Below are 14,951 nucleotides of genomic sequence, written 5' to 3' on the forward strand. Positions count from 1 at the left end.
CGAGCGGGCGAACTTTGCGAGTTCGCCTGCTCTTTCGTCGTACCGGTCAGTAATCTGATCGGCCGTGACCAACAGTCGATACAGATCAACAGAGAGCACCGGCGCGCCCCTTGGGGGCGGTACCCCGCTCGCTCCGCGCCGCCGTACGGTCGTCAAGGCCGCGGCCGCCACCGCCGTACTGGCCGGCCCGCTGGCCGCCGCCCTTCCCGCCCGGGCCGCCGAGGCCCCCGTCTTCCAGCACGGTCTCGCCTCCGGCGACCCGCTGCCCGACGGCGTCCTGCTGTGGACGCGGGTCACGCCCACCGCTGAGGCGACACCCGGCTCCGGACTCGGCCCCGACACCCAGGTCGACTGGGTCGTCGCCCGGGACAAGGCGCTCACCGACATCGTGGCCAAAGGCGCCCTCACCGCGACCGCCGCCTCCGACCACACCGTCAAGGCGGACGTGCGCGGTCTCGCCCCGGCGACGGACTACTGGTTCCGCTTCTCCGCGAACGGCACCGACTCCCCGGCGGCCCGCACCCGCACCGCCCCCGCGGCGGACGCGGCCGTACCGGGCCTGCGCTTCGGCGTCGTCTCCTGCGCGAGCTGGGAGGCCGGCTACTTCTCCCCGTACCGCCATCTCGCCGCCCGTGGCGACCTCGACGCCTGGCTGCACCTCGGCGACTACATCTACGAGTACGGCACCGGCGAGTACGGCGCGCGCGGCACCGTGGTCCGCCAGACCTCGCCCACCCACGAGACCCTCACGCTCGCCGACTACCGCATCCGGCACGCCAAGTACAAGACGGACCCCGACCTCCAGGCCCTGCACGCCAAGGCACCGGTCGTCGCGATCTGGGACGACCACGAGATCGCCAACGACACCTGGTCCGGCGGCGCCGAGAACCACACCGAAGGCGCCGAGGGCACCTGGGCGGCCCGTCAGGCGGCCGCCAAGCAGGCGTACTTCGAGTGGATGCCGGTCCGCCCCGCCCTCGCCGGCACCACCTACCGCCGGCTGCGCTTCGGCAAGCTCGCCGACCTCTCCCTGCTGGACCTGCGCTCCTTCCGCTCCCAGCAGGTCGGCATAGGCAAGGGCTCCGTCGACGACCCGGACCGCACCCTGACCGGGCGCGCCCAACTCGACTGGCTGAAGGCCGGGCTGAAGTCCTCCGACACCACCTGGCGGCTGGTCGGCAACTCGGTGATGATCTCGCCGTTCGCGGTCGGCTCGCTCCCCGCCAGCCTGCTCAGGCCCCTCGCGAAGCTCCTCGGCCTCCCCCAGGAGGGCATCGCCCTCAACACCGACCAGTGGGACGGCTACACCGACGACCGCCGCGAACTCCTCGCCCACCTGCGCTCGAACGCCATCGGCAACACCGTCTTCCTGACCGGTGACATCCACATGGCCTGGGCCAACGACGTGCCCGTGGACGCCGGGACCTACCCGCTGTCGGCCTCCGCCGCCACGGAGTTCGTGGTCACCTCGGTGACCTCCGACAACCTGGACGACATCGTGAAGGTCCCCGAGGGCACGGTCTCCGCGATCGCCTCCCCGATCATCAAGGCCGCCAACCGGCACGTCCACTGGGTCGACACCGACCGCCACGGCTACGGCGTCCTGGACATCACCGCCGCCCGCGCGCAGATGGACTACTACGTGGTCTCCGACCGCACCAAGGCGAACGCGACCTCCACCTGGTCCCGCTCCTACCGCACCCGCACCGGCACCCAGAAGGTCGAGCGCACCTACGACCCGGTCTGATCCCCCGGGTCCCCCGGGTCCGCGAGCGAGTCGAGGAAGCCGAGTGCCACCCGCCAGGTGGCCTCGGCGGCCTCCTCGTCGTAGTCGGGCAGGCCGGGGTCGGTGTACAGGTGGCCGGCGCCCGGGTAGCGATAGACCTCCACATCGGCGCCCGCCCTGCCCATCTGGAGATACCAGGCGCTCAGCCAGTCGTCCGTCTCGAACGGGTCCGGCTCGGCCACGTGCAACTGCACCGGCAGGCCGTCCGCCGAGGCGTTCGGCGCGAGGTCGGAGGTGCCGTGCAGAAGCAGCAGACCGCGTGCCTTGTCGTCGCCGAGGGCGAGGGTCTGCGCGATCGACGCGCCGAGCGAGAGCCCGGCGTACACCAGCCCCCGGTCCGAGTACGGCGCGGCGGCCAGCACGGCCCGTCTGAGCAGCTCGTCCTTGCCGATCTCCGTGTTGTGGGCCATGCCCTCCTCGACCGAGTCGAACGTGCGCCCCTCGAAGAGGTCGGGCGTCCACACCTGGTGCCCGGCGGCGCGCAGCCGGTCCGCCGCCGCGCGCACCGCGGGCCGGGGGCCGAAGACCGAGTGAAAGAGCATGATGTTCATGCCGCCCATGGTGCCAGCCACCACCGACAACGCCCCGCGCACGTCCCGGCACGGAAGTCACATGTTCAAGGCCCCGCGGTCGCGGTTACGTTCGTTGGCATGGAGAACCTGCTCCGACCCCTGATCGTGGTCGGCGGCTCGGTCGTACTGACACTGCTCATCGGCTGGGCCACCGACCTTCTGCTGCGCAAGGCCGACGCGCGGCACGGCGAGACCCCCCTGTGGGGTCTGCTGCGCCGCGGCCGCATCCCCTACCAGCTCGTGCTGTGCGCGGCGCTGCTGAGAGGCTCGTACGACCAGGCGCGCCTGCTGGAGGAACACCGCGTCGGCATCGGCCGGACGCTCACCCTGGTGCTGATCGGCTCCGCGGCCTGGCTGGTGATCCGGATCGCGGCGGCGGTCGTCGAGACCTCGTACTCCCGCTACGCGCGCGTGCACCGCGACGCCGCCCGGGTCCGCCGGGTGCGCACCCAGGTGTCGCTGATCATGCGGGTGGTGGCGGCCGTCGTCGGGGTGGTGGCGGTGGCGGCGATGCTGCTGACGTTCCCCGCGATGCGGGCGGCCGGCGCCTCGCTGCTGGCCTCGGCCGGTGTCCTCGGCATCGTCGCCGGTGTGGCCGCCCAGTCAACGCTCAGCAACATGTTCGCCGGGCTCCAGATCGCCTTCGGCGACATGGTGCGCATCGGCGACACCGTGGTGGTGGACGGCGAGTGGGGCACGGTCGAGGAGATCACGCTGACCTTCCTGACGGTCCGGACCTGGGACGAGCGCCGGATCACCATGCCGGTGTCGTACTTCACGTCGAAGCCGTTCGAGAACTGGTCGCGCGGCACCCCGCAGATGACCGGCATCGTCTACTGGCACGTGGACCACACGGCCCCGGTGGAGGCGATGCGCGAGAAGCTCCGCGACATCCTGCGCGAGTGCCCCGCCTGGGACGGCCGCGCCTGCGGTCTGAACGTGACGGACACCACCCCGAACACCATGCAGGTCCGGGCGCTGGTGACGGCGAAGGACGCCGACGACATCTGGACGGTACGGGTCACGGTCCGCGAACGGATGATCCGCTGGCTGGCGCAGGAGCACCCGTACGCGCTGCCGCGGGTCAACACGGCCGACGCCGCACCGCCCCCGGGCCGTGTCCCAGGCCCGTCGCCCTCCCCGGACGGCGCGGCCCGCCGGGTCCACGAACCGCCGCGCACGAGCCGCTGACGCACACCCCGCGCGGCACCCCCTTCCGTGGACGGGGGTGCCGCGCGGGCGTCATTTCAGGCTGCGGACGTCCAGTTGCCGCAGCACCCGGTCCACGATCTCCGGATCCGCGCCCGGCTCGCTGCGCGCGGCCAGCACCTCGTGCCGGGCGGCGCTCATCATCTCCGCCTGGATCCGCCGCAGCCGCTTCAGCCGCCGCACCCGGTGCTCGTGCCCCTCCCGGCGCTCGTCCTCGCCCATGTCCGGGCTGATCCGCACCCCGATCTCGAAGGCCCGCCGCAGGAGTTGCTCGGACAGTTCCTCCGGCAGCTCCTCCACCGACTCGATCTCCCGCAGCCGCCGTTTCGCCGCCTTGGCAGCCCGCACCGCCAGCTCCCGTTCCAGCTCCTGCTCCCGCTCGCTGTCGGCCCGCACCCCGAGCCGCCGCACCAGCCACGGCAGCGTCAGTCCCTGCACCACCAGCGTCGCCATGATCACCCCGAAGGCGATGAAGACGATCTCGTCCCGGTCGGGGAACGGCCCCCCGTCGTCCGTGCTCAGCGGGATCGCGAGCGCCAGCGCCACCGACGCCACCCCGCGCATCCCGGACCACCACATGACCACGGTCTCCCGCCAGCTCATCGGGATGTCCTCGTCGTAGTCCCGCCGCGCGTGCATCCGCTGGGTCAGCCAGGTCGCGGGCAGCAGCCACAGCAGCCGTACGACGATCACGACGGCCACCACGATCCCCGCCCAGCCGAGCATCTCGCCCCACCGGCCGGACGCGGTACGGATCGCGTTGTGCAGCTCCAGGCCGATCAGCCCGAACGCGACGCCCGTCACCAGCGTGTCGACGATGTCCCAGAAGGCGTGCCCGGCGAGCCGGGTCATCACGTCGTCGGGGTCGGTGGCGTACTCGGCGAGGAAGAGCGCGCAGGTCAGCACGGCCAGCACCCCGGATCCGTGCAGCTCCTCGGCAAGCACGTACGCCGCGTACGGCACGAGCAGGGTGAGCCCGATCTGGAGGGTCGCGTCGCCGAGCAGGTCCATCAGCCGGTTGGCGCCCCACCCGAGCCCGACGCCCACGGCGACGGCGACCACGGCGGACAGCACCAGTTCGAGCGCGGCCGTCGAGGGCGTGAAGTCCCCGCTGACGGCGGCGGCGATCGCCACGTGGTACAGCACGATGGCGGTGACGTCGTTGAAGAGCCCCTCGCCCTCCAGGATGGAGACGAGCCGGCGGGGCAGTCCGAGCTGTCCGGCGACGGCGGTCGCGGCCACCGGGTCGGGCGGCGCCACGAGCGCGCCCAGCGCGACCGCTGCGGCGAGCGGCAGCCCGGGCACCACCGCGTGCGCGACGGCGGCCACGGAGAAGGTGGTGACGAACACCAGCGCCACGGCCAGCAGGAAGATCGGCCGTTTGTTGGCCGCGAACTGCCGCCACGAGGTCCGGCGCACGGCCGCGTAGAGCAGGGGCGGCAGCAGCAGGGGGAGGATCAGCTCGGGCGGGATGTCGACGTTCGGCACGAAGGGCAGCACCGCGAGGACGATCCCGAGCAGTGTCATCAGGACCGGCGAGGGAAGCCCGAACCGGTCGCCGACCGGCACGCTCACCACGGCCCCGAGCATCAGGACGAACAACAGGGCAAGCTGATCCACGGTCAGCGCTCCGGGGGGCTAGACGATCAAGAGCGACCAGACCCCCAGCCTCGCACGGCCCCGCCCGGCTACAGCGAACGCCGCATCGACCGGTGCGGAATCCCCGCCTCGATGTCCTCGGGACCGTACGCCTCGTACCCCAGCCGCTCGTAGAAACCGAGCGCCTGGGTCTGCGCGTGCAGGTCCACCGCCGCGAGGCCACGCGCGCGTGCCGCCTCCTCGATGGCCCGCACCAGCGCGACGCCGACCCCGAGCCCGCGCGCCTCACGCGTCACGGCGAGCCGCCCGAGCGAGCCGACCGACGGATCCCCGCCGGTCTTCTCCCCGGCCACCTCGGGGCCGTACAGCAGCCGCCCGGCCCCCAGCGGTACGCCGTCCTCGCGTATCGCCAGCACATGCACCGCGCCGGCGTCGTACGCGTCGTACTCCAGGTCCTCCGGGACGCCCTGCTCGCGGACGAAGACCTCCTTGCGCACCGCGAAGCACGCCTCCCGGTCGGCGGGGTCCTCGGCGACGCGGACCGTGTACGCGTGCGTGCCGCCCGTCCGTGCGTCGCTCATCCGTACGTCTCCTCGCGGACCTGGTCCAGGGCCTGCTGGAGGTCGGCCGGGTAGTCGCTGGAGAACTCCACCCACTGCCCGTCGCCGGGGTGCTCGAAGCCCAGCCGCACCGCGTGCAGCCACTGCCGGGTCAGCTTCAGCCGCTTGGCGAGCGTCGGGTCGGCGCCGTAGGTGAGATCGCCGACACAGGGGTGCCGGTGGGCGGACATGTGCACCCGGATCTGGTGGGTACGGCCCGTCTCCAGCTTCACGTCGAGCAGGGAGGCGGCGCGGAACGCCTCGATCAGGTCGTAGTGCGTGACGGACGGCTTGCCGTCGGCCGTGACGGCCCACTTGTAGTCGTGGTTCGGGTGCCGGCCGATGGGGGCGTCGATGGTGCCGCTGGTCGGGTCCGGGTGGCCCTGCACGAGCGTGTGGTAGCGCTTGTCGACCGTGCGCTCCTTGAACTGGCGCTTGAGCGAGGTGTACGCCCGCTCCGACTTGGCGACCACCATCAGACCGGAGGTGCCCACGTCGAGCCGGTGCACGATGCCCTGGCGCTCGGCGGCACCGGAGGTGGAGATGCGGTAGCCGGCGGCCGCGAGACCGCCGATGACGGTCGGGCCGCTCCAACCGGGCGAGGGGTGCGCGGCCACGCCGACGGGCTTGACGATCACGACGATGTCGTCGTCGTCGTGCACGATCTCCATGCCCTCGACCGGCTCGGCGACGATCTGCACCGGCGCGGGCGCCTGCGGCATCTCGACCTCCAGCCAGGCCCCGCCGCTGACCCGCTCGGACTTGCCCACCACCGAGCCGTCGACCGAGACCTTCCCCGCGGCGGCCAGCTCCGCCGCCTTGGTACGGGAGAAGCCGAACATGCGGGAGATGGCGGCGTCGACGCGCTCGCCCTCCAGGCCGTCCGGCACGGGCAGGGTACGGATCTCGGGAATCGTGCTCACCCGTCGAGTATGCCGGACGCCTCCGACAGCCCCGACAACACGCGGCCCCGGTCCTTGACCCGCCTCAGTCCTTGTGGACGGTCCCGTCGGGGTCGAGGCCCTTGAAGGACAGCAGCACGATCAGGATGCCGCCGCAGACGATCGCCGAGTCCGCGAGGTTGAAGACCGCGAAGTGCTTCGGCGCGATGAAGTCCACCACCGCGCCCTCGAAGACGCCCGGCGAGCGGAAGATCCGGTCGGTGAGGTTGCCGAGGGCGCCGCCCAGCAGCAGGCCCAGCGCGATCGCCCAGGGCAGGCTGTACAGCTTGCGGGCCAGCCGCGCGATCACCACGATCACCGCCGCCGCGATCACCGTGAAGATGATCGTGAATGCCTCGCCGAAGCCGAAGGCCGCGCCCGCGTTGCGGATGGCCTCGAACCGCAGCCAGTCGCCGACGATCTCGATCGGCGGATGGTGCTCCAGCTTGGCGACCACGATCATCTTGCTGATCAGGTCGATGGCGTACGCGAACGCTGCCACGGCGAACAGCACGGCGATACGACGCCTGCCGCGGGGCCGCGGCGCGGCATCCTGCCGTCCGTCCGCACCGGACGACTCCTCCGGCTCGGCTCCCGCCGCCTCCGGGGTGTCCGGCGTACCGATGATGCGCTCCGCCTCTGCCACGTGAGTCCCTCAACCTAGGTACCTGACTGAGGACGAGGGTACGACACGCCGTGCGACCTCGGCGTGATCAGTACCGCCGCTCCTGCTTCTGCTTGCACTCGACACACAGCGTGGCCCGGGGGAACGCCTGCATCCTGGCCTTGCCGATCGCGTTGCCGCAGTTCTCGCACAGACCGTACGTGCCCGCGTCGAGCCGCTCCAGGGCGTGCTCCGTCTGGATCAGCATCTCGCGCGCGTTGGCGGCCAGCGCCAGCTCGCTCTCCCGGGTGATGTTCTTGGTGCCGGTGTCCGCCTGGTCGTCGCCCGCGCCGTCCCCCGAGTCCCGCATCAGGCCCGCCAGGGCGGACTCGGACGTGGCCAGCTCCGTGTGCAGCCGCGCCTGCTCGGACTGGAGCTCGGCGCGGGCCTCCTCGACCTCCTCGGGCGTCCAGGGGTCCTCACCGGGGCGCACCGCCAGGTCGCCGGGTTCCGCCGCGGCGAGGCGTGCCTTGGGAACAGCGGTCTTCGCCGCCGCCGTGGCCGTGCCAGGAGTCTTCTTCGCAACCACAGTCGTGGCTCCCGTCTGCTCCGCGGCCGAGGCCGCGCCCACCTTCTTGGCCGTGCTCTTCTTTCCCGCCCTGCCCTGGGCCACGCCCCCGGCGCGACCTGCTTTTCCGACGCCGGCCGTCTCGGCGACGCCCTTTTCGGCACCGCCTTTCCGAGCCGCCGCCTTTTTGGCCGGTGCTTTGGCCGACGCTTTGGCCGGTGCCTTTGCTTTGGCCGGTGCCTTTGCTTTGGCTGGTGCCTTCTTGGCCGCCGACTTCTTGGCTGAGGTCTTCTTGGCTGAGGTCTTCTTGCCGACCGCCTTCTTGGCGGCCGACTTCTTGGCCGTCGGCTCCTTCGCCGCCGGCTTCTTCACGGCTGCCGCGTCGGCGTGCGCCGTCTCGACGGCCGGCTTGTCGCCGACCGGCTTTCCCGCGACCGGCTCCTTTGCCGCCGCCTTCTTGGGGCCCGCTCGCTTGGGGCCTGCCCGCTTGGGACTCGCCCTCTCGGCGCCCACCTTCTCAGCACCCGCCTTCTTCGAGGCCGACGTCTTGCCGACCGGCGTCTTCGCCGCCTCCTCGGCGTTCACCGTCTTGGGGCTCGCCTTCTCGGCGGCGGCCTTTCCGCGCCTCGCTTTCCCGTCGGCCCCCTTCGTGACCGCCCTTTCGGGCACGGCCTCGGCGGCGCCGGTCGTACCCCCGGACCGGCCCGTCGCCGGGTGTTGTGCGGCGGTCTTCTTCGCCACCATGGCCGCGGCCCCTTCACATACTGTGATCTTGCTCGCGAATCGTGCTGGGACGATAAATCGACCCGAGAGCCGCGGCAACGGGGCACACCGCCCGGATCGCCCGCCTCGCGCACGCCCCGCGGCAAGCCTGCCTGCGTTGTGCCCAGCTCCCCGCGGGGTAATCCGCCCCGCCGACCACGCCGAAATCCGAACACGAGTTCCCTCCGGACGCACCTCCAATCGGGTCAACCCGGACCGGCCGTAAACCGGTCGGCCGCTGTCGGTGCGGCGCCGTACACTGGGCGGAGCGAAAAGCATGGATGGGGACGAGTAGCGGCGTACGCAGCCCAGAGCGACCCGGGGACGGTGGGAGCCCGGGGGCCGGCGCGACGTGAAGATCACCCCGGAGCCGCCGGAAGAAAGCCGCAGGGACCCACCTCGGCGAGTAGACCCGGTATCGCGACCCCAATGAGGGGGCTCGCCGACGCACACCCCGCGTCGGAGGGCCAAGGAGGGTGGTACCGCGGGAGCACGCCGAAACCGGCGTAAGGAAAGACTCGGCTCTCGTCCCTCCGGACGGAAGGCAGCAAGTCCGCCGGAGGAAGCTCGCTGATGACAACGCCGACGTACCGCCAGGTACCCGCCCAGGTCGACCTGCCCGCCCTCGAGCACGCCGTGCTCGACTTCTGGCGCGAGCAGAAGATCTTCGCCAAGAGCCTGGAGCAGTCCGAGGGCCGCCCCGAATGGGTGTTCTACGAGGGCCCGCCCACCGCCAACGGCATGCCGGGCGCCCACCACATCGAGGCGCGCGTCTTCAAGGACGTCTTCCCCCGCTTCCGCACCATGCGCGGCTACCACGTCGCCCGCAAGGCCGGCTGGGACTGCCACGGCCTCCCGGTGGAGCTGGCCGTCGAGAAGGAGCTGGGCTTCTCCGGCAAGAAGGACATCGAGGCGTACGGCATCGCCGCGTTCAACGACCGCTGCCGCGAGTCCGTCCTGCGCCACACCGACGCCTTCTCCGAGCTGACGACCCGCATGGGCTACTGGGTCGACCTCGACGACGCGTACGTCACCATGGACCCCGAGTACATCGAGTCGGTCTGGTGGTCGCTCAAGGAGATCTTCGACAAGGGCCTCCTGGTCCAGGACCACCGCGTCGCCCCCTGGTGTCCGCGCTGCGGCACCGGCCTCTCCGACCACGAGCTGGCGCAGGGCTACGAGACGGTCGTCGACCCGTCCGTGTACGTCCGTTTCCCGCTCACCTCCGGTCCGCTCGCCGGCCGGGCCGCCCTCGTGGTCTGGACGACGACCCCCTGGACCCTGGTCTCCAACACGGCCGTGGCCGCGCACCCCGACGTCACCTATGTCGTCGCCACCGACGGCGAGGAACAGCTCGTCGTCGCCGAACCGCTGCTCGCCAAGGCGCTCGGCGAGGGCTGGGAGCCCACCGGCGAGACCTTCACCGGCGCCGAGATGGAGCGCTGGACCTATCAACGTCCGTTCGAGCTGGTGGAGTTCCCGGCCGAGGCGCACTACGTCGTCAACGCCGAGTACGTCACCACCGAGGACGGCACCGGTCTGGTCCACCAGTCGCCCGCCTTCGGTGAGGACGACCTCAAGGTCTGCCGCGCCTACGGCCTGCCCGTGGTCAACCCGGTCCGCCCGGACGGCACGTTCGAGGAGTCCGTCCCGCTGGTCGGCGGCGTCTTCTTCAAGAAGGCGGACGAACGGCTCACCGAGGACCTCCAGGAGCGCGGTCTGCTCTTCCGGCACATCCCGTACGAGCACAGCTACCCGCACTGCTGGCGCTGCCACACCGCGCTGCTCTACTACGCGCAGCCCTCCTGGTACATCCGCACGACGGCCGTCAAGGACCGTCTCCTCCAGGAGAACGAGAAGACCAACTGGTTCCCCGACACGGTCAAGCACGGCCGCTTCGGCGACTGGCTGAACAACAACATCGACTGGGCGCTGTCCCGCAGCCGTTACTGGGGCACCCCGCTGCCGATCTGGCGCTGCGAGGACGACCACCTCACCGTCGTCGGCTCCCGCGCGGAGCTGAGCGAACTGACCGGCACCGACCAGTCCGAGCTGGACCCGCACCGCCCGTTCATCGACGAGGTCACCTTCGCCTGCCCGCAGTGCGCGAAGACGGCCACGCGCGTGCCCGAGGTCATCGACGCCTGGTACGACTCGGGTTCGATGCCGTTCGCGCAGTGGGGCTACCCGTACAAGAACAAGGAACTCTTCGAGTCCCGCTACCCGGCGCAGTTCATCTCCGAGGCCATCGACCAGACCCGCGGCTGGTTCTACACCCTCATGGCCGTCGGCACCCTGGTCTTCGACAAGTCCTCGTACGAGAACGTGGTCTGCCTCGGCCACATCCTCGCCGAGGACGGCCGCAAGATGTCCAAGCACCTGGGCAACATCCTCCAGCCGATCCCGCTGATGGACCAGCACGGCGCCGACGCGGTCCGCTGGTTCATGGCGGCCGGCGGCTCCCCGTGGGCGGCCCGCCGGGTGGGCCACGGCACCATCCAGGAGGTCGTCCGCAAGACGCTCCTGACGTACTGGAACACGGTCGCCTTCCAGGCCCTGTACGCCCGTACGTCCGGCTGGGCGCCCTCCGAGGCCGACCCGGCCCCGGCCGAGCGCCCGCTGCTCGACCGCTGGCTGCTCTCCGAACTGCACGCGCTCACCGACCAGGTCACCCAGGCCCTGGAGGCGTACGACACCCAGCGCGCCGGCAAGCTCCTCTCGGCGTTCGTCGACGACCTGTCCAACTGGTACGTGCGCCGCTCGCGCCGCCGCTTCTGGCAGGGCGACAAGGCCGCGCTGCGCACCCTGCACGAGGTCGTGGAGACGGTCACCAAGCTGATGGCCCCGCTGACCCCGTTCATCACCGAGCGGGTCTGGCAGGACCTGATCGTGCCGGTCACCCCGGGCGCCCCGGAGTCGGTCCACCTCTCGTCCTGGCCGGAGGCGGACCTCACCGCCATCGACCCGGAGCTGTCGAAGCAGATGGTCCTGGTGCGCAGGCTGGTGGAGCTGGGCCGCGCCACGCGCGCGGAGTCGGGTGTGAAGACCCGCCAGCCGCTGCGGCGCGCGCTCGTCGCGGCCACCGGCTTCGACGCCCTCTCCCCCGAACTGCGCGCGCAGATCACGGAGGAGCTGAACGTCGAGTCCCTGGCGTCCCTCTCGGAGGTGGGCGGCTCGCTGGTCGACACCACCGCCAAGGCCAACTTCCGGGCCCTGGGCAAGCGGTTCGGCAAGCGCGTCCAGGACGTGGCGAAGGCGGTCGCCAACGCCGAGGCGGCCGCGCTCTCCCTCGCCCTGCGCGAGGGCACCGCGTCGGTGGAGATCGACGGCGAGACGATCACCCTCGCCCCCGACGAGGTCATCATCACGGAGACCCCGCGCGAGGGCTGGTCGGTGGCGTCCGACGCCGGTGCCACGGTCGCCCTCGACCTGGAGATCACCGAGGACCTGCGGCGCGCGGGCCTGGCCCGGGACGCGATCCGGCTGATCCAGGAGGCCCGCAAGAACAGCGGGCTCGACGTGGCCGACCGGATCGCGCTGCGCTGGACCGCGACCGACCCGGCCACCGTCGACGCCCTGACCGGTCACTCCGGCCTGATCGCCGACGAGGTCCTCGCCACGGACTTCGCCCGGGGTGAGGCGGACGACACATTCGGCACCCCGTTCTCGGACGAGGCGCTGACGCTGGAGTTCCGCCTGCGCAAGGCGTAACACCCGTCACACCGAGGGCCCGGCCCCCTGGAGAACGCCCAGGGAGCCGGGCCCTTCGCCGTTCCCGTTCCCGTTCTCGTTCTCGTTCCCAGTGGTCCGTGTCACCTGTCGGCGCACGCAAAAGGGCGGGACCCCGGATCGAATCCGGGGTCCCGCCCTTTGAACGCTGCCGACGCCTAAGGCGTACTACAGGCCGTCAGTTGTCGTCCTCGTCGATGAGGAAGCCACGCATCGGCGAGGGAGCCTGGCCCATCGGGGAGGGACCCTGCGGACGCACCGGCGCCATCGGCTGAGTCATCGCCGGCGACATCTGCTGCTGGCCGCCGTAGGACGGCGCGGCGGGGCTGGGAGCCCCCATGCCGGAACCCATTCCCGAGCCCATGCCCGGCGCACCGGCGCCGTAGGACGGGGCACTCGCGCCGGCCGGAGCCATGGAGGGCGCCGGGGACGGCGGCAGCGAGGCCGCTGCCGGGGTGCGCGGCGGAGCGAGCGAGTCGTCGGCCTGGGTCTCGAGCTGACGGAGCTGGGACTCCAGGTAGGACTTCAGGCGCGTACGGTACTCGCGCTCGAAGCCGCGCAGGTCCTCGACCTTGCGCTCCAGCGTGGCGCGGGCGGACTCCAGGGAGCCCATCGCGACACGGTGCTTCTCCTGCGCGTCCCGCTCCAGGGCGTCGGCCTTGGCACGGGCGTCCCGCTCCAGACCCTCGGCGCGGCTGCGGGCCTCACCGACGATCTTGTTGGCCTCGGAACGGGCCTCGGCGATCGCCTGGTCGGCGGTCTGCTGGGCCAGCGAGAGGACACGGGCGGCGCTGTCGCCACCGGGGCCCTGACCGGGGCCGCCCATCGGACCGCCGCCCATGGGACCACCCATGGGGCCGCCCATCGGGCCACCCATCTGCTGCTGCATCGGAGGCTGGCCGCCCATGGGGCCCTGCCCCATCGGACCCTGACCCATGGGGCCCTGGCCCATCGGACCCTGACCCATCGGGCCGGGACCCTGGGGACCGCCCTGGCCGCCACCGGGGCCGGCCGGAAGCTGCGGGGCACCGCTCGGCAGCTGGGGCGGGCCACCCATGGGGCCACCCATCTGCTGCTGCGGCGGGCCCGATATGCCGGCGGGCACCGGAGCGCCGGGACCGCGCATGCCCTGCTGCGGCATTCCCTGCGGGGGCATCCCCTGCGGAGGCATGCCCTGCTGGGGCATCCCCTGCTGCGGCATGCCGCCCTGCTGCTGGTCCTGCTCCGGAGGCTTGCGCATGTTCTGCTGGTTCTGGGCAGCAGCGCGCGTGGCCGCGGCCAGTTTGGCCCGCAGATCCTCGTTCTCACGGAGAAGTCGGGTCAGTTCGGCTTCGACCTCGTCGAGGAAGGCATCGACCTCGTCCTCGTCATAGCCTTCTCGGAGGCGGACGGTCGTGAACTGCTTGTTCCGCACGTCCTCGGGGGTCAACGGCATCTCTTCACCTCAACGTAGTCGTCGGCATCGGCAAGACGGTAGTTCACATCGCTCACAGCCGGCTCACGATCGAGATCAGGATGTAGACGATGATCATCAGTACGAAGAAGGACAGGTCGAGCGCCACGCCCCCGAGACGCAGCGGCGGGATGACCCGCCGCAGAAGCTTGAGCGGTGGATCGGTGACAGTGTAGGTGGCCTCCAGAACGACCACCATCGCCTTGCCGGGCTGCCATGAGCGGGCGAACTGGAAGACGTAGTCCATGACCAACCGGAAGATGAGTACCAGAAGGAACACCATCAGCGCGATGCGAACGACATCCAGGACCACGCTCATGTTCGGTGCTTCCCTCTCCCCTGTTTCCTACTGCTCTGTACTGCTGTTTCCGGCTGTGCGTCTCAGCTCTGGTTGAAGAACCCGCCCTCTGCGATGCGGGCCTTGTCCTCCGCCGTGACATCGACGTTAGCAGGCGACAACAGGAACACCTTCTGCGTCACCCGCTCGATGCTGCCGTGAAGACCAAACACCAAACCTGCCGCAAAGTCGACAAGTCGCTTCGCGTCTGTGTCATCCATCTCAGTCAGATTCATGATCACCGGGGTGCCCTCACGGAAGTGTTCCCCGATGGTACGGGCCTCGTTGTAGGTCCGGGGGTGGAGCGTGGTGATCCGGTACGGCTCTCGTTCCGACACGACCTTGGGCATGATCACCGGTGCGTTCTTCTCCAGGGACTGACGTTCTTGTGTGATGGACGCCACGGGCGCGATGCGCGCGGGACGCCCGGATTCCGCGAGGGGCGAGGCGGATCGGGACACCGGCTCGCGCGGGGCGGGCGGCTGTACGATTCGTACCTCTTCGTCCCTCTGGGACTGATGTGCTCCGTGTGACGAGTGGGACGGCTCGTGCCGTCGGTGATCCCGCTCGGGCTCCGGGTCCAGCTCGGGCTCGAAGTCGTCGTCGGGGTCGAAGCCCCGGCCGTCGTACCCATCGTCCTCCACGAGGCCGAGGTAGACCGCCATCTTGCGCATCGCGCCGGCCATGCTCTGAGTCCTCCGCTCTGTGGTGGATCGGCTTTCGACTGCCAAGTCCCGCGATCCACGTGGCCCTTGTGCCCGCCTTTCGGCGGAAATGACCATATTTTCTGCT

Annotated in this window: 12 protein-coding genes; 3 read left to right on the forward strand and 9 right to left on the reverse strand. The window is 70.9% G+C overall.

The features are described from left to right. Window positions 1–64 precede the first annotated feature (64 nt). Entirely contained in the window at window positions 65–1,747 is a 1,683-nt protein-coding gene (locus AFM16_RS10835) for an alkaline phosphatase D family protein (protein WP_078633170.1), read from the forward strand. Here AFM16_RS10835 and AFM16_RS10840 read toward each other — a convergent pair. Continuing rightward, window positions 1,732–2,337, reverse strand: a complete 606-nt coding sequence (locus tag AFM16_RS10840; RefSeq protein WP_078636903.1) for a dienelactone hydrolase family protein — start codon at window positions 2,335–2,337, stop codon at window positions 1,732–1,734. The genes AFM16_RS10835 and AFM16_RS10840 overlap by 16 nt on opposite strands. A gap of 99 nt (window positions 2,338–2,436) precedes the next feature. Between AFM16_RS10840 and AFM16_RS10845 the strand changes: the two genes are divergently transcribed. Then, entirely contained in the window at window positions 2,437–3,549 is a 1,113-nt protein-coding gene (locus tag AFM16_RS10845) for a mechanosensitive ion channel family protein (protein ID WP_030794093.1), read from the forward strand. Window positions 3,550–3,600: 51 nt separating this feature from the next. Here the strand turns inward: AFM16_RS10845 and AFM16_RS10850 are convergent, their stop codons facing one another. The 5 genes from AFM16_RS10850 to AFM16_RS10870 all read right to left on the reverse strand — a co-directional run bounded on the left by AFM16_RS10850 (window position 3,601) and on the right by AFM16_RS10870 (window position 8,622). Beyond that, a complete protein-coding gene (locus AFM16_RS10850) occupies window positions 3,601–5,187 on the reverse strand; it encodes a Na+/H+ antiporter (RefSeq protein WP_030794096.1) in 1,587 nt (528 codons plus the stop codon). Between the two features lie 68 nt (window positions 5,188–5,255). Then, a complete protein-coding gene (locus AFM16_RS10855; RefSeq protein WP_030794098.1) occupies window positions 5,256–5,747 on the reverse strand; it encodes a GNAT family N-acetyltransferase in 492 nt (163 codons plus the stop codon). Beyond that, window positions 5,744–6,688, reverse strand: a complete 945-nt coding sequence (locus AFM16_RS10860) for an RluA family pseudouridine synthase (protein WP_030794101.1) — start codon at window positions 6,686–6,688, stop codon at window positions 5,744–5,746. The genes AFM16_RS10855 and AFM16_RS10860 overlap by 4 nt, the downstream gene beginning before the upstream one ends. Window positions 6,689–6,752: 64 nt before the next feature. Then, complete coding sequence (gene lspA, locus AFM16_RS10865) at window positions 6,753–7,352, reverse strand: signal peptidase II (protein WP_030794104.1); 600 nt, start codon at window positions 7,350–7,352, stop codon at window positions 6,753–6,755. A 67-nt stretch (window positions 7,353–7,419) separates the two neighbouring features. Continuing rightward, window positions 7,420–8,622 carry a TraR/DksA C4-type zinc finger protein gene (locus AFM16_RS10870; protein WP_078633171.1) on the reverse strand — a complete coding sequence of 401 codons (1,203 nt, stop codon included), beginning with the start codon at window positions 8,620–8,622 and terminating at the stop codon, window positions 7,420–7,422. A 591-nt stretch (window positions 8,623–9,213) separates the two neighbouring features. Between AFM16_RS10870 and ileS the strand changes: the two genes are divergently transcribed. Next, on the forward strand, window positions 9,214–12,351 hold the full coding sequence (ileS, locus tag AFM16_RS10880; RefSeq protein WP_078633172.1) for an isoleucine--tRNA ligase: 3,138 nt from the start codon (window positions 9,214–9,216) through the stop codon (window positions 12,349–12,351). A gap of 196 nt (window positions 12,352–12,547) precedes the next feature. On the opposite strand, the gene AFM16_RS10885 is transcribed toward ileS, so the two are convergent. From AFM16_RS10885 to AFM16_RS10895, 3 genes are all read right to left on the reverse strand, one after another. Beyond that, a complete protein-coding gene (locus AFM16_RS10885) occupies window positions 12,548–13,804 on the reverse strand; it encodes a DivIVA domain-containing protein (protein ID WP_030794118.1) in 1,257 nt (418 codons plus the stop codon). Between the two features lie 52 nt (window positions 13,805–13,856). After that, on the reverse strand, window positions 13,857–14,141 hold the full coding sequence (locus tag AFM16_RS10890; RefSeq protein WP_030794121.1) for a YggT family protein: 285 nt from the start codon (window positions 14,139–14,141) through the stop codon (window positions 13,857–13,859). A 62-nt stretch (window positions 14,142–14,203) separates the two neighbouring features. Beyond that, window positions 14,204–14,845 carry a cell division protein SepF gene (locus AFM16_RS10895; RefSeq protein WP_030794124.1) on the reverse strand — a complete coding sequence of 214 codons (642 nt, stop codon included), beginning with the start codon at window positions 14,843–14,845 and terminating at the stop codon, window positions 14,204–14,206. Between the last annotated feature and the right edge of the window lie 106 nt (window positions 14,846–14,951).

The organism is Streptomyces antibioticus, assembly GCF_002019855.1.
Classification (GTDB): Bacteria; Actinomycetota; Actinomycetes; order Streptomycetales; family Streptomycetaceae; genus Streptomyces; species Streptomyces antibioticus_B.